Below are 19,163 nucleotides of genomic sequence, written 5' to 3' on the forward strand. Positions count from 1 at the left end.
ATGCGCGCAAGCGCCGTCGGCGATCTTCGACCAGCTAACGTGGACCAAGCGCCGCGACGCTTGGTCGTCGCGCCACCTTCACATGCGAATCCGTCGCTTGGCCGGACCCGCATTTGCAAAATGTTGTTCGACCGCCTTACGCACGATCTTCCATGCGCGTGCGACGAGATCGCCGGTGACGCGCGCAGTGCGTTGACGATCCTGCTTGCGGATGGCCTGAACGAGCGCGCCGTTGAGGGTGATTGAGGCTCTCATCAATTCATCGGACGTCATATAAGCGAGATGTCGATATCGAAGCGCTGGTTTGTCCACGAGCGCCAGCAGCGGACGCAGCACGGCGTTGGCCGCGCCATCATGGAGCGCGCAGGTCAAGGCGACATTCGCCTTGAAGCAGCCCTCGGAATCGCCGACGGAGAAACGGTCGCGCATTTTCTGCAGCGCTCGTTCGATGATCGTGAGCGCTTCTTCGCGTTGCGGGTTGTCGATCAACGATTCCGCGGCCAGCGCCTCGAGCGGCAGGCGGCAAGCGAAAAGATGATCGAGATTCTCTAATGACATTGGCGCCACGCGCACGCCCTGCCGAGGCGAACGCACGGCGAGGCCGCTCGCCTCGAGCAGTCGCAAGGCCTCGCGGAGTGGAGATCTGCTGACTCCATATTCGCGGCACAGATCCTCCTCCGCCAGCTTCATGCCCGGCGGGAGCTCAAGCCGGATTATCTTCCGTTCGAGGATCGCAAGGGTCTGCAGCGACAACACCGCCTTGCGCGGCTTGTCAGGATCGCCAATCGCCATTCCGCCCCGTCATCTGGAATCGACCTGATTTAGAATCGATGAATGCGCAAATCCAGCAGCTTCTCGGTCACGATCACCACAACAAGCGTCAGGAGGATGCTGACTGTCGAGACAGCGGCGGCCTCCGGGGTGAAGTTGAGCCTGAGATAGTCGAAGAGCTGGATGGGTAAGGTCGATGTGCCGACGCTTTTCAGCATGAACGAGATAGCAAAGGTGTCGAATGAGATGATGAAAGCGAAAAGACAGCCGCCGATCACGCCAGGCTTGATGAGTGGAAGCGTAATGCGGCGGAACCGGGTCCACGGCCCGGCGCCCAGGCTCTGCGCCGCGAGCTCCCATGCGGGATCGAAGCCTTCCAGCGACGCCGAAACATTGAGAAAGATGAATGGCAGGGTGATCAGCACATGGCCAACCAGGAGCGCGATCATGTTCTGCGTGCCGACGCCGATCGCATAGAAAAAGAAAAGCAACGCGATCGCCGTCAGGACCTCCGGCAACAACAGCGGCGCGAGCAGGCCAATCCGCACCCACTCTCGCGCGGCGCCGGCGTAACGCGCATAGAACAGGGTCGCGGCTGATCCGATAACGCCGGAAATGCAGGTCGCAATCGTCGCGATGACAAGCGAGGTCCTGATCGCTTTCATGAACACGTCATTGTTGAAGAAGACGACATACCAGCGCAGCGACAGGCCCTGCGGAGGAAATGTCAGGAACGCGCCGGCGTTGAGCGACGCTCCCACCACCACCAAAATCGGCGCCAGCAGAAAGAGATAGACGAGAATGCAAAAGCAGTTCAGCAGCAGACGGCCTGATTGAAATGATCGTCTGTTCGTCTTCATTGCCGTCACGCCCACTTCATGCGGGTCAGCCGCGCGAAAATGATGACGATCAACGCGCCGCACAACGAAAGCATGAGCGCCATTGCTGAACCGAACGGCCATTGGAACGCGTCGATCAGCGTGTCGACAACAGTCACAGGCATGGTTTTCACGCGCATGCCGCCAATAAGCGCCGGCGTCACATAAGCGCTCATCGCCAGAATGAAGACGAGAATGCACCCGGACTGCACGCCGGGCATCGACAGGGGAAAGATCACCCGGCGAAAAATCGTCGTCCGTGACGCGCCGAGCGATCGCGCCGCTGATTCCAACGCAGGATCGACGCTTTGCAGCGCTCCCATGATGGGTAGCACCATGAAGGGCAGGAAGACGTGAACAAGGGCGAGCACGATGCCGAAGGTGTTGTACATCAGCGGCAGGGGCGCGCTGATCCAGCCGATATCCCGCAGCGAGCGATTGATGAGGCCGTTATTGCCGAGAATGATCGTCCAGCCATAGCTGCGGATGACGATGCCGACCAGGAGCGGCGAGAGAACGATACCGTAGTAGAGTCCGCGCATCCGCGTGTTTCCGCGCGCGAGCTGCCACGCCACGGGATAGCTGACGAGAAGGCACAGCGCGGATGTGACAAAAGCGATGGCGATCGTGTTCCAGAGCTGCAGCCAGTAGAAGCTGTCGGAAAGAAACTTCCCATAGTTCTGCAAGGTGTAACCCGCGCCATAGGGCGCGCCCTGCGCCGGTGGGCGAAAGCTGATGAGAATGATGTTGAGATAGGGAAGAACCAGAAATACGCCGACGAGAATCGCCGCAGGCGCGATCAGCAGCCACCGCTTCGAATTGGCGCGCGCAGGCGTCACGCTTTCGACCCGAGATGCCAGGCGGCGCCGGATGCGGTCGTCGCGCGCACGCGGTCGCCGGGCGAAAAGCGCACATGGGGCGCGGTCTGGGCCTGCAGCGCCGAGCCGTCGGCGAGCCTGAGCCGATAATCGATCGCGCTGCCGGAATACACCATCGATTCCACGAGCGCGGCGTGCGGCGCCGAGCTGTTGCAAGACGTCAGCGTCAGCGCCTCCGGTCTTACAAGCAGCAACGCCGTCCGATCCGACGCCACATCGCCGCCTGCGGCAAAGACGATATCGCCCAGCGCGGTTTCGGCTTGATAGGCGCCGTTGATGCGGCGAACCGCTCGCCCTTCGATCACGTTCGCCTGGCCGACGAAGCTCGCCACTTCGAGCGAGGCCGGACGTTCATAGATATCGCTTGGCGAAGCGGCCTGCGCGACTCTGCCCTTGAACATCACGACGACGCGGTCCGACATGGTGATCGCTTCGGACTGGTCATGAGTGACGTAGATGGCGGTAATGCCGACCCGCCGCTGCAGATCGCGGACAAAACTGCGCATTTCGTCGCGAAGCTTCGCGTCGAGATTGGCGAGCGGTTCGTCGAGCAGCAGGATCGACGGCTCGATGACAAGCGCGCGCGCCAGCGCGACGCGTTGCTGCTGGCCGCCCGACAATTGCCGGGGATATCGATCCTCCATGCCTTTGAGCTGCACCATGTCGACAACGCGCGCGATCCGCGCCGCCATCTCCGCCTTGGCGACGTGCCGCATCTCCAGGCCGAAGGCCAGATTGCCGACGACCGTCATATGCGGAAACAGCGCATAGTTCTGGAACACCATGCCGATGTCGCGCTTCTCCGCAGGCGTATGTGTTACGTCGCGGCCGTCAAAAGCCACCGCGCCGCTGTCGGGCTCCTCGAAACCGGCGATGATCTTCAATGTCGTCGTCTTGCCGCAACCGGAGGGACCAAGGAGGGAGACGAATTCGCCCTGCTCCACAGACAGCGACACGCCATCGATGGCGCGCGTCGATCCGTAGGTTTTCACCAGGGATGTCAGAGCGACGCCGGTCATCCGGGCGCGCCTACGGTTCTTTTTGAAAGCGGCCGCGGCGCAGCCCGCAAAAGGAAGAACTTCATTTGATCGACTTGTTCCAGCCTTCCGTTAGTTCGGTCGCTTTGGAATTGACGAAATCCCAGTCGACTTTCATGATTTTCGACATCATCGTTTCGCCTGATATCGGCACGTCAGGCGCGAGATCAGCCGGCACGGCGACCTTCTTGTTCACTGGCGATACAAAGAATTCGCGCGCCAGCAGAAGCTGGGTCTCGGGCGAGAGGATGTAGTTGATATATTCGAGAGCAAGCGGCTTGGCGTCGCCGAATTTGGCGACGCTGAAAGTCTGATCCCACATGATCAATCCTTCCTCCGGCGCGATGCAGGCGACGGGGAGGCCCTGTTTTTTCAGCCGCGCGATCTCGCCGAAATCGTAAGGCGCAACGATAATCTCGCCAGACGACATCATGGTCGACATGTTGAAATCGGTTTGCAGGACCGGGCCGAGCTTGCCGAGCGCGGCGAACCCGGCGTCGAGATCAGTCACGCCCTTGCCGAACATCTGGCCCGCCAGAAGCACCATCATCTTCCCGGCGCTGTTGACGATGTTGTAGAGGCCGATCTTGCCTTTGAATTCAGGATTCTCCCAAAGATCGCGCCAGCGTTTCGGCGGCGTCTTCACGAGGTCCGTGCGATAGCCGATCCCGATCGGTGAGATCATGCCGACCGCCGCATCGCCGCCGCCTGTCTGCGCGATAGGATAGAGATCAGCGTAATTCGGCACCTTCGCCATATCGAGCGGATCGAAATATCCTTCCTTTCGCAGCGTCGAGGCAAACACCTCGTTCATCATGATCATGGAGTAGGGTGGTTTGTCCTTGCTGGCCGCGCGCATATTCGCGGTGAAAGTTCGACCGAAGCCAACGTCGAGCGTCACTTCGGCGCCGCTCTTCTTGACGAAATCCGGGATGAGGCTCTGCCGCCAGAACTTCTCCCAAACGCCGCCATAGGTCGTGACCACCAGTTTGCGCGCAGCCTGGGCGAGAGCCGGATTCTGCAACATCGCCGGGCCCATCAGCGCGGCGAGGGCGGTCACAATTGTTCTGCGATCTGGCGTCATCGGTCTCCCTCCTCGATCCCCGGGGCGCAAGCGACCCATGCAGATTGTGGGCCATTCCAAAAAAATGTATACAAAAAATATCGCCCGCGCAAAGATGCGTTTCGCGGCGCGCTCGGCGCGCCCGGATGAGGAGCGGCCATGGCCGAACGATTGATTATCGACACCGATCCCGGCCAGGACGACGCGTTCGCCATCCTGCTTGCGCTGGCCTCGCCGGAATTCGAGGTCCTGGGGCTCACGGCGGTCGCCGGCAATGTTCCGGTTTCAACAACCGCAGCGAACTGCCGTCGCCTCGTCGAGATCGCTGGAAAGTCTCATATTCCGGCATTTGCGGGCTGCGACCGTCCGTTGCTTCGGCCGGCGCGCCATGCCGCGGATATTCATGGCGAAGGCGGCATTGACGGCTATGATTTTGCAGCGCCGGCTCATCCTGTAGAGTCGAAGCACGCGGTCGACTGGCTGGTCGAAACGCTGCTCGCATCGCCGGAGAAAAGCGTCACGATCACGCCGCTCGGGCCGATGACGAATATCGCCGCAGCGCTCATCCGCGAGCCGAAGATCGCAAGCCGCATCAAGCGGATCGTCAATATGGGCGGCGGCTTTTTCGAGGGCGGCAACATCGCGCCTGCTGCGGAATTCAATATTTTGGTCGATCCTGAAGCCGCGGCGATCGTCTTCAAGAGCGGCGTCGCGCTCGCTTCGGTTCCGATCGACTGCACGCTCAACGCGCTGACGCCGGATAGCTGGATCGCAGATCTCGCAGCGTTGAAGACGCCCGTCGGAGACGCCTGCGCTGGCATGATGCGTTTCTTCGAGGCTTACGGAAACAAGAAGTACGGCACGAAGACGCGGCCGCTGCATGACGCGCTTGCGGTCGGATATGCGCTGTGGCCGGACCTGTTCAGCGGCCGCCATTGCAATGTGGAGATCGAGACGTCGTCGCCATTGACCCTCGGCATGACAGTCGTCGACTGGTGGGGCGTCAGCGGCCGGCGCGCGAACTGCTTCTGGGTGAAGAGTTGCGATGCCGAACAATTTTACGCGCGCATGCTGGCGCGGCTCGCTCTCCTGAAATGACAAGCATTCCCGTAGCCAACGCGTCGCAGCGCCAGAGCGTCTCATCCTCAAGCGCGAATAATCGGCCTTTCACGTCGGCCGCGCTCGATGATCGCTATATGAGCGAAAGGGGACCGGTTCTGCTGTCAGGCGTCCAGGCGCTCGTGCGGCTGGCGTTGCTGCAGCGACAGCGCGATGCGCGCCAGGGGCTCAACACGGCGGGCTTCATTTCGGGCTATCGCGGTTCGCCGCTCGCCGGTCTTGATCGCGAACTCGCGCGCGCCAAGCGTCATCTCGACGCGCATCATATCGTCTTCAAGCCGGGCCTGAACGAAGACCTCGCTGCGACCGCGATCTGGGGAACACAGCAGACAGGGCTTTTTCCGGGCGCGCGTTACGACGGCGTGTTCTCCATGTGGTACGGCAAGGGGCCGGGTGTCGATCGCAGCATGGACGCCATCCGCCACGCCAACGCTTTCGGTACGAGCCGGCAGGGCGGCGCGCTGCTCATGCTGGGCGACGATCACGGCGCCGTATCCTCGACCTTCCCGCATCAGAGCGAGCATAATCTCGCTTCTGCAATGGTTCCGGTATTGAGTCCTGCGGGCCTCGGCGAATTTCTCGATCTTGGTCTGCTCGGCTGGGCGATGAGCCGTCATTCCGGCGCCTGGGTCGGATTCAAATGCCAGACGGAGATTGTCGAATGCACGACGACCTTCGACGTCGATCCGGACCGTCTGACGATCATCGAACCGTCGACGGAGAACGGGTCGGACAATTTATGGATTCGCTGGCCTGATAGGGCGCTGGCGATGGAGGAGCGGCTGATCGAGCGCAAGATGCGCGCCGTCGCGGCCTTCGCGCGCGCCAACAAACTGGATCGCGTGACGCTCGATTCCCGTCGCGCGCGCATCGGAATCGCGGCCTCCGGCAAAGCCTGGCTCGATCTGCAAGCTGCGCTTGCGATGCTCGGCGTCGACGCCGCGCGCGCCGAAGCTCTCGGCCTGCGCCTCTATAAGATCGGCATGGTCTGGCCCCTCGAAGCGGAAGGGCTCATCGAATTCGCGGACGGCCTCGAAGAGATTCTGGTGGTTGAAGAAAAGCGGCCTGTGATCGAGGAGCAGATCAAGTCGCTTCTCTTCAACGCGCCCGCGGATCGCCGTCCGCGCGTGGTGGGCAAGATGGACGAGCGCGGCGCGCCGCTGCTGCCAAGCCACGGCGAGATCGATCCGGTTGTGGTTGCGCGAGTCGTCGCGTCGCGGATTGGCGCCGACGATGTGATCGCGGCGCGGCTGAGGTTGGTCGAGGCGCGCGAAACTTCGTCGCCAAGGACGTCGCCAGCTCTCGCGCGCGAAGCCTATTTTTGCTCGGGCTGTCCGCACAGCGTCTCCACGCGCGTGCCCGAAGGAAGCCAGGCGCTGACCGGCATCGGCTGCCACATGATGGTCGTCGGCATGGATCGCGACACCTCGACGTTCACGCAAATGGGCGGTGAAGGAGTGGGCTGGATCGGCATGTCGCCATTCACGACCCAGACCCACATGTTCGTAAATATGGGCGACGGCACCTATTTTCATTCCGGCGTCCTTGCGATCCGCGCCGCGATCGCCGCGAAGGTGAATGCGACCTACAAGATCCTGTTCAATGACGCCGTCGCAATGACCGGTGGTCAGCCGCATGACGGCGAACTGACCGTGCCCGACGTCGCGCGACAGATGCTGGCGGAAGGCGCGCAAGAGGTGGTTGTGGTTGCGGAGGAGCCGGAGCGTCTCGCGGGCCGCCTGCCTCGCGGCGTCCGACTCTTCCCGCGCGATGAGCTCGACGCCGTTCAAAGATGCCTGCGCGAGCAGCGCGGCGTCACCATATTGATCTACGATCAGGTTTGCGCGGCCGAGAAGCGACGGCGGCGCAAGCGCGGCCAGCATCGCCAACCGGAGCGCCGCGCATTCATCAACGATCTCGTCTGCGAGGGATGCGGCGACTGTTCCGCTGTTTCCAATTGCATCTCGATCGAACCGCATGAGACGGAGTTCGGCCGCAAGCGCCGGATCAACCAGTCAAGCTGCAACACCGATCTTTCCTGCATCAATGGGTTCTGCCCCAGCTTCGTGACGATCGAAGGCGGCCGCTTGCGGCGACCCGAGGCGCAAGCGCCGCCAGCGGACAGCATGGTGCGGCTGCCGACGCCCACCTGCGCGCCGCTCGATCGCATCCGGAATCTGCTTCTCGCAGGCGTCGGCGGAACGGGCGTCGTGACCATCTCTGCAATCCTGGCGATGGCGGCGCATCTCGACGGCGGCGCCGCGCTGGCGCTCGATCAAACCGGGCTCGCACAGAAAAATGGGTCAGTGATGTCGCATCTGCGCATCGGCCCGCGCGTGAGCCGGTTCGGCCCGCCCCGCATCGGCTTGGGCGAAACGGATCTGTTGCTTGGATTTGACATGAATGTTGCGGGCTCGCCCGCGGCGCTTGCGACTCTCGCGCCCAATCAATCTTTCGCGCTCATCGATAGCCAGGTGACCCCGACCGCGGCCTTCATGCGCGACGGCGCCGTCGACTTTCGCGCCGCAGCGACCTTGCGCGCGATTGCGCGCGCAGCTGGCGAGGATCGTTCGCGTGTTCTCCCCGCCGCTCGTCTCGCCGAAGCGCTCCTTGGCGACGCGATCGCGGGCAACATGCTGCTGCTGGGCTGCGCATGGCAGGAGGGCTTGATTCCGCTCAGCCTCGGCGCGATCGAACGCGCGATCGAACTCAATGGGACAGCGGCGGGCATGAACAAGAACGCCTTCGCCTGGGGGCGTCTTGCGGCGTTCGATCTCGCCGCCGTCGAGGCGGCCGCCGCGATTGCGCAAGACGATAAAGCAGGCGGGCCGCAGCATGATCTGGATGCGATCGTCGCGCGACATGCGGAATTCCTTACCGCCTATCAGGATGCGGCCTACGCCGACCGCTATCGGCGACTGGTCGCCGCGGCGCAAAGGGCGGAAGCGATGCGCGCTCCGGGCCGCAGCGGCTTCGCGGAAGCCGTCGCACGCTGCGGTTTCAAGCTTATGGCCGTGAAGGACGAATATGAGGTGGCGCGCCTGCATGTCGACGCGGCGTTTCGCGCCAAGATCGATCGCCAGTTCGAGCCCGGTTATCGCCTGCAATTCCATTTCGCGCCGCCGCTGTTCGCGCGCGTCAATGAAAGGACCGGCGCTCCGGCAAAGATCGCGTTCGGCCCGTGGGTCCTGCCTTTGCTGCGACTACTCGCGAAGCTCAAATCGCTGCGTGGCGGCGCGTTCGATATTTTCGGCCGCTCCGCCGAGAGGCGCATGGAACGCGCCCTCGCAAGCGACTACATCGGGCTCATGCGGCGCCTTTTCGATGAGCTGACGCCTGAGAACCACGGCGTCGCGACGGCTCTGGCCTCGCTTCCCGAAGACATCAGGGGTTTCGGGCATGTGAAGGCCGCGTCGATCGAGCGTGCGCTGAAGAAGCAGGTCGAATTGATAGCGCATCTTGAAACGCCCCGCACGGCCGAGGCGCGGTGATCATGGAAAGCGCGAACCGGAAATTATTCGCGCCCGCGGCCGTGACATGCGAGCCGCATGCCGGCGGCGGCTGGTCGCTTCGCTCGCCGATATCACTGCCTGACGGACTCGACTCGATTCCCGACCGGCTCGCAATGTGGGCGCGGAAAGCGCCTGATTGCACGCTTGTCGCCGAGAGGGCGGGGCAGGGTTGGCGTCGCTTGACCTATGCCGACGCCTGGTCGCGATCCGCAGGCATTGCGGCGCGGCTGGCGAGACGGGGATCGTCGCCTGAACGTCCGATCATGATTGTCGGCGGCGCGTCCATTGCGCATTTCCTGTTGCGGCTTGGCGCGATGCGTGCCGGCGTTCCCTTTGCGCCCATATCGCCTGCGCTGCTGCGCTATGGCGCGATCGACAGACTCGGCGGAATGATCGGTCGCCTCAATCCCGGCTTGATCGCGCTCTCCGAAGACTGTTCATGCCTGTGGCCTGAAAAGCTCGCGCAAGGCGTCGACATCATATCTCTCGACGATATCGAAGCCGGCGACGCGCCCAATCTCCCGCGCCTCAGCGAAGAGAGACCAGCCATAGCCGATCTTGATTCCGTCGCCGCGATTTTCTTCACATCGGGATCGACTGACGAGCCGAAAGGCGTCGTCATGACCCATCGCAACCTGTCAGCCAATCAGGCCGCCTACCAGTTGCTCTGGCCTTTTCTTGGCGCCCATCCCCCTGTGATACTCGACTGGTTGCCATGGCACCACACCTTCGGCGGCAACGACAATATTCACAAGGCGATCTGGAACGGCGGCTCCTACTATATCGATGATGGCTTGCCGACGCCGGACGGGATCGCCCGCACAATTGAAAACGTCAGCCTGACCGCGCCGACCATTCACATCAATGTTCCCAAGGGCTTGGACCTGCTGGTTTCGCGCCTGGAGTCAGACATCGATTTCTTTAGAGATTTTTTCCAACGTCTCGACGCGGTGTTCTTCGCCGGCGCTGCGATGAGTTCAGAGCTGTGGGCGCGGCTGAACAAGATCATCGGGCGCGCTCGTGAGGAAACCGGACGCGACATCGCGCTCGTCTCGGGATATGGCGCAACGGAGTCTGGATCGACCATTTGCCTCGTTCATTTCCCGATCGATCGTCCAACCGCGCTCGGCTTGCCGCTGCCTGGATTTTCTCTTCGCCTTCATCCCGTCGAAGACAAGCTTGAAGTCCGCATAAAGGGACCGAGCGTCACGCCGGCCTACTGGAATGACCTCGAACGCAGCGTCGCGGCCTTTGACGATGAGGGGTATTACCGCACGGGAGACGCTGCGCGCCTTCTCGACGACGATGCGCCCGAAAGAGGCCTTTTGTTCGATGGGCGGATTGCCGAGGATTTCAAATTGGCGAACGGCGCCTGGGTCTCCGTCGGCCCGTTGCGGGCGGCGTTGATGACGGCGCTTGCGCCCTTCGCGCGAGATGTTCTGATCGCCGGCGCCGATCGAGACCGGCTGGGTCTGATCGTCTTTGTCGATGTCGAAGCGTGCCGCAGCGCGCTTCAGGACAATGATGCGCAGAACGGGCCAGATTCCGCCATGCTGCGACACGCCATTGCTGAACGGTTGCGCGGCCACAATGCGCAAAATCCGGCGTCGACCCGATCGATCGCGCGCGTCGCGCTTGATTTTGACGGGCCTTCGGCCGAACGCGGCGAAGTCAACGACAAGGGCTACGTCAATCAGCGGCAAGCCTTGCGCAACCGTTCGTCGACAGTCGCCCATCTTTTCTCCGATCCACCTTCCGCCGCCATACTCATCGTCGAGAACAATGCATGAGCTCCTCAGAACCGAACTATGAAACGATCCTCGTCGAGCGCGACGCGACCGACAAGTTCGCGACGATTACGCTCAACAGACCTGCGAAATTGAACTCAATGAACGGCGTTTTGATCGAGGAGCTCGATCTTGCCGTAAGCCGCGCGGTGAAAGACCCCGAGATCAACGCTCTGATCATTACCGGCGCAGGCAGGGCGTTCACGACCGGATACGATCTGAACTCCGACGATTTCGAGCTCGATGCGGAAGGCTGGCGCGACAATATCGCAGGCAACCAGCAGAAACTTTTCAATATCTGGCAGGCGCCGCTCCCGATCATCGCGGCCGTCAACGGCTATGCGCTGGCCGGGGGGCTTGAACTGATGATGTGTTGCGATCTCGCGATCGCAGCCGAGGACGCGCTTCTCGGCGAGCCGGAAGTCCGTCACGCCTCGGCGCCGCCGTCACTGATGATGCCGTGGCTCGCGCCTATGCGGCACACGCGGCTGCTGATGTATACGGGGGATCTTGTCGATGGGCGCGAAGCCGAACGCATCCATCTGGTCAATCGGGCCGTTCCCCGCGATCGGCTCATGCTCGAAGCGACGAATCTCGCGCGCAAGCTCGCGCGTATGCCGCTGCCGTCGATCAAGTTCGCCAAGGCTGCGCTCAATCACCAGCAGCTTGCGGCTGGCCTCGTCAGCTCATGGGAATATAACAAGGAAACCACTGCGACGTTGCATGCTTCCGAAGAAGGGCGGCGCTGGATGAGGATGCTCAAGGAGATGCCGCTGTCCGAATTTCTCCGAATTCGCGAGGCGCCGTTCAAGGCGTTCTGATCTGTGACGGGCGTTGCGCTTCGGCGTCTGCTTCCAGGAGAGAGCGGCGGCCGAACTGCTTCCGCCTCGACGGAGAGCTTAAAAAACCCGGCTCATATGTTCTTGCCGGTTATATCGGCAGACATTTCGCGCTTGAGCCATCCCACAAATGTCCGCACCCGGCCGTCGCCTGACACGGCGGCTGACCAACTCGCCATATGAGCCTTGCTCGAGCGCATATCCCAACGCGTGGAGAGCACCCGCCTGAGACGGCCGTCAGCAAGCGCATCGGCGACGAGCAGCGATCGCGCAAGGACGACGCCGTGTCCCTGAAGCGCTGCGGCGAGCGCTGTCGCGATATTGTCGAACCGCATCGTCAAAGCCGGCGGACGGCCGAGTTCGAGGCGATCAAACCAGGTCGACCACGCCCATTCCGCGCCGCTGCCGTCTCCGGCGCGGCCCTTATGCAGAAGCGGCATGGTTTTGAGCTGGCGCGCATCCCGCAGCGGCCGCAGCTCAGGCAGAAGGCGCGGATGGCAGACCGGGAACACCTGCTCGCGGAATAGCGCCTGTCGCGTCGATGTCGTGCGCACGCGCTCGATCCGCTCCCAATGGATCGTCACATCGAGATCGGACGTTCGCGCTTCTCCGCCGCTTTCAAGCTGGATCATATCCAGTTTCATATCCGGATGCGCGGTCGTGAACGATTTTAATCGCGGCACGAGCCAATATTGCGCGAAGGCGGCGCCCACGCCGACGCGCAAGGCCGGCGCCGGCGTCGCCGCCCGGCCCCGCGCCCGAAGATCGGCCATGCTGTCGAGAAGTGTGCCGAGCTCTGCTGCAACGGCGCTCCCGGCTGGCGTGGCTCTCACGCCGCCGGGCGTGCGCGCGACAAGAATCGCCCCAGTGAAATCCTCAAGCTTGCGCAGGCGATGACTGACCGCGCTTTGCGTCAGGCCGAGCTCCTCGGCGGCGCGCGTCACGCTGTTGTGCCGAAGCGTGGCCTCAAGCGCGACGAGGCCATCAAAAGGGGGGAGGGACCGCATAACCCATCATGAAGGAATTTCATGACCTTGTGAACAGAGCGAATTGGCGTTCGTCATCGAGCCTGCGGCACCATCAGCGTCCGATCGCGAGCGAGATGCTGATGACGACTATCGAGGATGACGCGATTCAACGCGGCTGGCGCGCTCTGTTGCCGGCGGTCGTGCTTGGAATGGCTGCATTCCTTACGCAGTTCGACGTGACGGCGGTCGTCGTCGCTACGCCGGCCATTGCGTCCGACCTGGGTTTCGGCGTCGCCGGCTACGCCTGGGTGATGGACGCCTATAGCCTCGCCTTCACGGTCACGTTGCTCGCCGCAGGCGCGCTTGGCGATCGCTACGGGCGACGATTGATATTCGTGGCGGGCAACGGCGTCTTTCTGATCGCCTCGCTCGCCTGTGGCTTCGCCATCGATGGTGTGACGCTCTGGGCCGCGCGCGCGGCGCAAGGCGTCGGCTCCGCGTTTGTCATCACAGGCGGCATCGCGCTGCTCGCATCGACCTATTCGGCGCCCAAGGATCGCGTCGGCGCGTTTGCGCTTATGGGCGTGATTTCAGGCGTCGCCATGGCGATCGGACCGACGCTCGGCGGGCTCATCGCGAGCTGGGCCGGTTGGCGCTGGATCTTTCTAATTAACGTCCCTTTCTGCATCGTGGCGGCGTTCGGGGCGCAGCGCCTCGTCGGCGAAACGTGCGATCCGGCCGGTCGTCCCCTTGACTGGATCGGCGTCGCGCTCCTGACGTTCGCGCTCGGCCTCGCCATCGAAAGCCTGCTTGCCGGCCGGGTCGCGCTATTGTTGTGCAGCGGACTTGCAGCGAGCGCCGCTCTTTTTGTGGTCTTTGCCATTCAGCAGCGCCGTCGGGCCGTGCCGATCTTTGATCCCGTCGTGCTCGGCCAACCCGTCATGGCTGGCATCGTCACCGTGTTGCTTGCTGTATCGATCGGCTATTGGGCGGTGCTGGTCTATCTGCCGATGTTCCTTGCGACCGCCGCCGGCTGGACGGGCGCGACGGTGGGCGCGATCCTGCTCTCTGCGACCCTGCCGATGCTTGTTCTGCCGCCGCTGGGCGCCCGTCTTGTTGCGCGCTGGGGCTGGCGGCGTCTGTTCGTCACCGCCATGGCGGCCGTGCTTGTCGGGGATCTCGCGCTCTCCTTCGCCGCTACCTGCGCTGCCGCTTCGCCAATGCTTCTTTTTGCTACGTTTGCCGGCATGGTCATGATCGGCCTCGGCGCGGCCCTGGCGCATCCACAGCTCTCCGGCGCCGTCGTTGCGCTCGCGCCGCCGGAGCAGTTGGGCATGGCGTCCGCGATCACCGTCATTATGCGGCAGGGCGGCTTCGCTATCGGGATCGCCTTGATGGGAGCGCTGCTGGGCGCGCCGGGCGATGCGTCGGCCTATGCCGCTTCATTCCTCGTTGCTGCGCTTGCGGCGGCGATGGGCTTGGGCGCCGCGCAATTGTTGCCGCCCAAATCCGATCTTCAATAGTCCTGTTAAAGCCGCTTTCCGGAGACGACGCTGCAAGGCTGGCCGACCGTCGACAAACAACGTTAGTGGACGCCCTGCGGAATCTTGCGAGGCAACATCGATCAAGTGGCGCGTGGATATGACAGGCGCGACTGCCGATCAGTTGAGATGCGAACCTGTCGGAGCTGAAATCAAGGGGCGGCGGCGTCGCCTACGCAGACCTCACAGTCGGCCCGAGCGTTGGCTTCCAAGAACAAGCATCAATGTTTGGACATGGCGTGTTCCGCAAGCGTGTTCCCGGGATTAAATCATTCTCCAATCAGAGCGCCTGACATATCTGGTGAAGGATTGCGATCTTCCGTTTCGAGAGATCATTGTCGCTCGGTTCTGGCCGCGAACAGAGCCTGACAAGCGTCAATCGACGCTCCGGATCGATCCAAAGCCACTGACCGTGAATTCCGACGCCGCAAAAGGCGTCATGCGCATTTCCTGTGAGATACCAGCCGGAGCGATACCGCCCGTCAGCGAACATGTCGGTGAAATTTCCCGCCAGCCAGGCCGCGCGATTTCGGTTTGGTTGGGTGTCCGCTCTTGGGATGCAACTCGAGGGTCCGCTCATGGCGCCGATCGCCGTCAAGCCGCGCGAGCGGTCGAGCAGCGCCGCCATTGCCGCTTGTTCACGCCCCCAGTTGCAGGCTTGCGCTATCGCAATGGCCGAAGGTTCCAGCCCCGCCGCGACCATTGCCGCCTTGCAACCTTTTCGGCGCAAGACGCTCGTCGAAATACCTTCGGGCCGAGCTTGATGTCAGATCCGGCGATAGCCAGCGCCGCCGGCGGAACCTCGATTTTGACCAATATCCAGCGCCGGAAGTGTTGCAGTTTCGGCCTTGGCGCAACGCTTCAGAGCCGACATGCCTCGAGCATTCTACCACGCGAACCCGGATGTTCTGACGCTGCACGCCGATGTCGTGGCGGCCCAGCCGGGGCGCGTCCTTCTCAACCGCTCTCCGTTTTACCCCGGAGGCGGCGGGCAGCTCGCTGATCGCGGCGTCATCCGCTGGGTGGGCGGAGAATGCGCCGTGCAGCACTTGGAGCCGAGTGACGAAGGGCTCTGGCACATCCTCGCCGATCCCGTTGTGGCCATCTCCGGTTTGGTGGAGGCGGCGGTCGATCCTGCCTTCCGGCGCATGATGCGCGAGTTGCACACTGGCACCCACATCCTCAACGCGTTGGTGTTCCAGAGCTTCGACGGCGCACTCGTGACCGGCGCCCAGATGGCGGAGGACGGCACAGCCAGGCTCGATTTCGATCTGCCCGACGCGGACAATGACCGCCTTCGGATCATCGAGGCGAGAATCAACGACGTCATCCGGCAGGACCTTATCGTAAGCGACAAATATGTGCGTCTCGACGACGCCAGATCGACCCCGGGCCTGATCCGCTCGAAATCGGTGAGCCCGCCCGCCGACGCCGATGGAATGGTTCGCATCGTTGAAATAGCTGGACTTGACCAACAGGCCTGCGGCGGCACGCATGTCGCGTCCACCAGACAGTCGCGCCGGATCCGAATCCTCAAGATCGACAACAAAGGCCGCCACAATCGCAGAATCCGGATCGGCCTGATCGAGGCGGGGCCGTGAGCGTCGGGCGCGTCGCCGTCCTGGCCGGTTCGATCTGGGCGCGACCCTATCTGCTCCTGCCTTTTCCTCCGCTGTTCTGGGCGGTCAATCTGCTCATCGGACGCGCCTTCGGCGCCGAGTTGCCGCCGATCGGATTGACGTTCTGGCGCTGGGTGGTCGCATCCCTGTGCGTGCTGCCCTTCGCCTGGCGCGAGCTTCGCGCGAAGCGGCGCGAGATTCAGAACCATTGGCGCCTGATCTTCGCAATGAGCGCCGCCGCCTTCGCCGGATACCCGGTTCTCAACTATCTCGCGCTTCAGACAACGCCCGCGGCGACGGCGGCCGTCCTGAATTCGACGCTGCCGCTCATGATTCCGCTGATCGCATGGGTTGTCGCAGGCGAAAATCCGCCCCCGCAGGCGTTCGTCGGCATCGCCGTATCATGCGGCGGCGTTCTCTGGATCGTGTGCCGGGGCGTTCCCGCGCAGCTTCTCGAAATCGGCGTTAGTTCCGGCGAAATTCTGCTGCTTCTGGCCGTCGCCGGATATGCGCTCTACTCGGTTCTGCTGCGCCGACGCCCGAAGCAGCTCTCCGACACGGCGCTGATGGCGGCCATGTCGGTTGCGACCGTCCTCATCATGCTGCCGCTCTGGATCGTCGATATATCGCTCGGGCGCCGCTTTCCGATCGAAATTCATACGATCGTGTCGCTCCTGTTCATTGGCGTCTTTTCCTCGCTTCTCGGAGCGATCGTCTGGAACCGCTGCGTTGCGACGCTCGGTCCGACGCTCACCGGCGCGTCCTTTCATCTGATGGCGGTCTATTCGTCGTTGCTGGCGATTCTGCTTCTGGGCGAACCTGTGCGCGCGTTTCACATCGTCGGGATCGCGCTCATCCTTCTCGGATTGGCGGCGACGTTTCTGCCCGATCTCCGGCTTCGCCAGGCGATCGCATCAAGCAAGGCCGGCGGCGGCGAACCCCGATTGAGCCCGTCAGGAAAAGCAGGACATGAGCGTATTTGAATCGGCCGACTTCGCCGCGCATGAGCAGGTCGTCTACGCCGCCGATCCTGAAGCCGGCCTGCGCGCGATCATCGCGATCCACAGCACGGCGCTTGGTCCCGCGATCGGCGGTTGCCGCATTCGCCCTTACGCCGATGAAACGCAGGCGCTGATCGATGTGCTTCGCCTGTCTCGCGGCATGAGCTTCAAGGCGGCGGTGGCTGGCGTGCCGTTCGGCGGCGGCAAGATGGTCGTCATCGCAGATCCGCGTCGCGACAAGTCGCCCGCGCTGATGCGAGCGATTGGCGCGGCGGTCGATCGACTCGGAGGGCGCTATGTGACCGGCGAGGATGTCGGGACGACCGCCGAGGACATGACGCTGATCAAACTGTCGACGGATCATGTGATGGGACTGCCGGAAAGCTCCGGCGGCAGCGGCGATCCGTCGCCGCGAACGGCGCTGGGCTGCTTCGTCGGCATCGTCGCAGCCGTTCGCCATCGACTTCAGCGCGATGGAGTTTCGGGCGTGCGCGTCGCCGTGCAGGGCCTCGGCAATGTCGGCCGCAACCTGTGCCAGCTGCTCGCCGCAGCAGGCGCCGAATTGGTAGTGAGCGATCTCCGGAGCGAACTTGTGGAGGACGCCGTCAGCGCCTTCGGCGCGCGACCAGCGGCTCCTGAAGAAATACACAGGGTCGCAGCGGACGTGTTCGCTCCCTGCGCCCTCGGCGCCGTGGTGAATGACGCGACGTTGCCTGAACTTCGCGCGCCGATCGTCGCCGGCGCCGCCAATAATCAGCTCGCTGACGAAATCAGGCACGGAGCGCAACTGCGCGACCGCAACATCCTCTACGCGCCAGACTATGTGATCAACGCCGGTGGCATGATTCAGCTCGCGGTGGAGCGCTCGGGGCTCGACTGGTCCGAGGTGGATCGCCGCGTCCGGGCGATCGGCGAAACCTTGACGGCGATTTTCGAGCAGGCTGACAGCGAGGGCGCGCCGCCAGCCGTCGCCGCGCACAACCTTGCAAGATCGCGGCTGCATTTGGCGCTGCGGACTTGAGCGAGGCAAGAATGGCGATCGAACTGCTTCGGAAGCTCGTTGCTTTCGACACGACCTCCCGCAATTCCAACCTGCAGCTCGTATCCTGGGCAGCCGATTTTCTTGAAAGAATTGGAGCGCGTGTTTGCGTGATCCCTGACCCGACGGGAGCGAAAGCCAATCTGCTCGCAAGCTTTGGTCCCGACGCGCCGGGCGGGATCGTCCTTTCGGCGCACACCGACACGGTTCCCGTCGACGGTCAGGTCTGGAGCAGCGATCCATTCCAGCTTGTCGAGCGCGAAGGCCGTCTCCATGGCCGCGGCGCAGTCGATATGAAGGGTTTTATCGCTTGCTGCCTCGCTGCGGCCCGCGAATTTTCGCAGGCGCTGTTGAAACGGCCAATTCACCTGGCGCTGACCTACGACGAAGAAATCGGTTGCTTCGGGGCGTCTAGCCTTGCGGCCGATCTCGCTGGCCGTTTGCCGGCGCCGACCGTGGTGGTCGTCGGTGAACCGACCGGCATGCGCATCGCTGATCGTCATCGCGGCTATCTCGGCTTTCGGACGTCGTTTCACGGGCGGGCCGCGCATTCAGGCGACCCTGGCCTGGGAGAGAGCGCCATCGCTGCGGCGTCACGATTCGTGTCGTTGTTGCTGGAGAATATGCCGGGGGCGGCAGGAAGCGAGAGCACCACGGTCAATGTCGGCCTGATCTCGGGCGGCACCCATATCAACATCGTGCCGGGTCTTTGCGAGGTTCATTGGGAGATTCGTCCCGCGGCGGACGCTGACGTCGCGGAGCTTCGGTCCAGGGCGGAAGCGATCATCCACCGGGCCTGTTCGGGAAACCTTCGCTCGGAAACGAAGGCGACTGTCGACATCCCGCCGCTCAGGCCTGCGGTCGACCACCAGGCGATCGAACTTGTGGAGAAGCTGGGCGGCGTGACGCCGCTCGCCGAACTGCCATTCGGCACCGAAGCGGGGTTCTTCCAGGCGGTGGGCCTTCCAGCCGTTGTGTGCGGCCCCGGCTCGATCGAGCAGGCGCATCAGCCCGACGAATGGATTTCCATTCAGCAATTGCAGGACGCGTCGCGCTTCATGGGCCGCGTCGCCGAGTGGGCGCAGCGCGACCGATAGACACATCGCTGAGG

General features: G+C 63.0%; 15 protein-coding genes. 9 read left to right on the top strand and 6 right to left on the bottom strand.

Annotated features, from left to right (window positions below; translation table 11 throughout):
* Window positions 1-78 precede the first annotated feature (78 nt).
* The 5 genes from L8F45_RS04800 to L8F45_RS04820 all read right to left on the bottom strand — a co-directional run bounded on the left by L8F45_RS04800 (window position 79) and on the right by L8F45_RS04820 (window position 4,648).
* Window positions 79-792 (bottom strand): GntR family transcriptional regulator, encoded by a 714-nt coding sequence (locus L8F45_RS04800; protein WP_342361747.1) that lies wholly within the window; start codon window positions 790-792, stop codon window positions 79-81.
* Between the two features lie 29 nt (window positions 793-821).
* Window positions 822-1,631 (bottom strand): ABC transporter permease, encoded by an 810-nt coding sequence (locus tag L8F45_RS04805; RefSeq protein WP_342361748.1) that lies wholly within the window; start codon window positions 1,629-1,631, stop codon window positions 822-824.
* 5 nt (window positions 1,632-1,636) lie between these two features.
* Window positions 1,637-2,488: an ABC transporter permease gene (locus tag L8F45_RS04810; protein WP_342361749.1), complete on the bottom strand. Its 852-nt coding sequence runs from the start codon at window positions 2,486-2,488 to the stop codon at window positions 1,637-1,639.
* Window positions 2,485-3,546 (bottom strand): ABC transporter ATP-binding protein, encoded by a 1,062-nt coding sequence (locus tag L8F45_RS04815; RefSeq protein WP_342361750.1) that lies wholly within the window; start codon window positions 3,544-3,546, stop codon window positions 2,485-2,487. Before L8F45_RS04815 ends, L8F45_RS04810 begins: the two co-directional genes overlap by 4 nt.
* A 61-nt stretch (window positions 3,547-3,607) precedes the next feature.
* A complete protein-coding gene (locus L8F45_RS04820) occupies window positions 3,608-4,648 on the bottom strand; it encodes an ABC transporter substrate-binding protein (RefSeq protein WP_342361751.1) in 1,041 nt (346 codons plus the stop codon).
* A gap of 138 nt (window positions 4,649-4,786) precedes the next feature.
* On the opposite strand from L8F45_RS04820, the gene L8F45_RS04825 reads away from it, so the two are divergent.
* From L8F45_RS04825 to L8F45_RS04840, 4 genes are all read left to right on the top strand, one after another.
* Complete coding sequence (locus L8F45_RS04825; RefSeq protein ID WP_342361752.1) at window positions 4,787-5,725, top strand: nucleoside hydrolase; 939 nt, start codon at window positions 4,787-4,789, stop codon at window positions 5,723-5,725.
* A gap of 98 nt (window positions 5,726-5,823) precedes the next feature.
* A complete protein-coding gene (locus L8F45_RS04830; RefSeq protein ID WP_342361753.1) occupies window positions 5,824-9,237 on the top strand; it encodes an indolepyruvate ferredoxin oxidoreductase family protein in 3,414 nt (1,137 codons plus the stop codon).
* A 2-nt stretch (window positions 9,238-9,239) separates the two neighbouring features.
* Entirely contained in the window at window positions 9,240-11,048 is a 1,809-nt protein-coding gene (locus tag L8F45_RS04835; protein ID WP_342361754.1) for an AMP-binding protein, read from the top strand.
* Window positions 11,045-11,866, top strand: a complete 822-nt coding sequence (locus L8F45_RS04840; protein ID WP_342361755.1) for an enoyl-CoA hydratase/isomerase family protein — start codon at window positions 11,045-11,047, stop codon at window positions 11,864-11,866. Before L8F45_RS04835 ends, L8F45_RS04840 begins: the two co-directional genes overlap by 4 nt.
* Window positions 11,867-11,958: 92 nt before the next feature.
* Here the strand turns inward: L8F45_RS04840 and L8F45_RS04845 are convergent, their stop codons facing one another.
* Window positions 11,959-12,891: a LysR substrate-binding domain-containing protein gene (locus tag L8F45_RS04845; protein WP_342361756.1), complete on the bottom strand. Its 933-nt coding sequence runs from the start codon at window positions 12,889-12,891 to the stop codon at window positions 11,959-11,961.
* Between the two features lie 101 nt (window positions 12,892-12,992).
* Here L8F45_RS04845 and L8F45_RS04850 point away from each other — a divergent pair, with 101 nt between their 5' ends.
* From L8F45_RS04850 to argE, 5 genes are all read left to right on the top strand, one after another.
* Window positions 12,993-14,375, top strand: a complete 1,383-nt coding sequence (locus L8F45_RS04850) for an MFS transporter (protein WP_342361757.1) — start codon at window positions 12,993-12,995, stop codon at window positions 14,373-14,375.
* Window positions 14,376-15,265: 890 nt separating this feature from the next.
* The gene (locus L8F45_RS04855; protein ID WP_342361758.1) at window positions 15,266-15,994 is read left to right on the top strand and encodes an alanyl-tRNA editing protein; all 729 of its coding nucleotides are present in this window, start codon (window positions 15,266-15,268) and stop codon (window positions 15,992-15,994) included.
* Window positions 15,991-16,995 (top strand): DMT family transporter, encoded by a 1,005-nt coding sequence (locus L8F45_RS04860; protein ID WP_342361759.1) that lies wholly within the window; start codon window positions 15,991-15,993, stop codon window positions 16,993-16,995. Before L8F45_RS04855 ends, L8F45_RS04860 begins: the two co-directional genes overlap by 4 nt.
* On the top strand, window positions 16,982-18,034 hold the full coding sequence (locus tag L8F45_RS04865; RefSeq protein ID WP_342361760.1) for a Glu/Leu/Phe/Val family dehydrogenase: 1,053 nt from the start codon (window positions 16,982-16,984) through the stop codon (window positions 18,032-18,034). The genes L8F45_RS04860 and L8F45_RS04865 overlap by 14 nt, the downstream gene beginning before the upstream one ends.
* A gap of 11 nt (window positions 18,035-18,045) precedes the next feature.
* Entirely contained in the window at window positions 18,046-19,149 is a 1,104-nt protein-coding gene (gene argE / locus L8F45_RS04870; RefSeq protein ID WP_342361761.1) for an acetylornithine deacetylase, read from the top strand.
* The last annotated feature ends 14 nt before the right edge of the window (window positions 19,150-19,163 follow it).

Origin of the sequence: Terrirubrum flagellatum (genome assembly GCF_022059845.1) — a bacterium.
GTDB lineage: Bacteria > Pseudomonadota > Alphaproteobacteria > Rhizobiales > Beijerinckiaceae > Terrirubrum > Terrirubrum flagellatum.

Coding starts and splice junctions, on each gene's coding strand:
- L8F45_RS04840 (WP_342361755.1), top strand. CDS start 11,045: ATGAGCTCCTCAGAACCGAACTATGAAACGATCCTCGTCGAGCGCGAC.
- L8F45_RS04850 (WP_342361757.1), top strand. CDS start 12,993: ATGACGACTATCGAGGATGACGCGATTCAACGCGGCTGGCGCGCTCTG.
- L8F45_RS04845 (WP_342361756.1), bottom strand. CDS start 12,891: ATGCGGTCCCTCCCCCCTTTTGATGGCCTCGTCGCGCTTGAGGCCACG.
- L8F45_RS04865 (WP_342361760.1), top strand. CDS start 16,982: ATGAGCGTATTTGAATCGGCCGACTTCGCCGCGCATGAGCAGGTCGTC.
- L8F45_RS04855 (WP_342361758.1), top strand. CDS start 15,266: ATGCCTCGAGCATTCTACCACGCGAACCCGGATGTTCTGACGCTGCAC.
- L8F45_RS04830 (WP_342361753.1), top strand. CDS start 5,824: ATGAGCGAAAGGGGACCGGTTCTGCTGTCAGGCGTCCAGGCGCTCGTG.
- argE (WP_342361761.1), top strand. CDS start 18,046: ATGGCGATCGAACTGCTTCGGAAGCTCGTTGCTTTCGACACGACCTCC.
- L8F45_RS04805 (WP_342361748.1), bottom strand. CDS start 1,631: ATGAAGACGAACAGACGATCATTTCAATCAGGCCGTCTGCTGCTGAAC.
- L8F45_RS04825 (WP_342361752.1), top strand. CDS start 4,787: ATGGCCGAACGATTGATTATCGACACCGATCCCGGCCAGGACGACGCG.
- L8F45_RS04815 (WP_342361750.1), bottom strand. CDS start 3,546: ATGACCGGCGTCGCTCTGACATCCCTGGTGAAAACCTACGGATCGACG.
- L8F45_RS04835 (WP_342361754.1), top strand. CDS start 9,240: ATGGAAAGCGCGAACCGGAAATTATTCGCGCCCGCGGCCGTGACATGC.
- L8F45_RS04820 (WP_342361751.1), bottom strand. CDS start 4,648: ATGACGCCAGATCGCAGAACAATTGTGACCGCCCTCGCCGCGCTGATG.
- L8F45_RS04800 (WP_342361747.1), bottom strand. CDS start 792: ATGGCGATTGGCGATCCTGACAAGCCGCGCAAGGCGGTGTTGTCGCTG.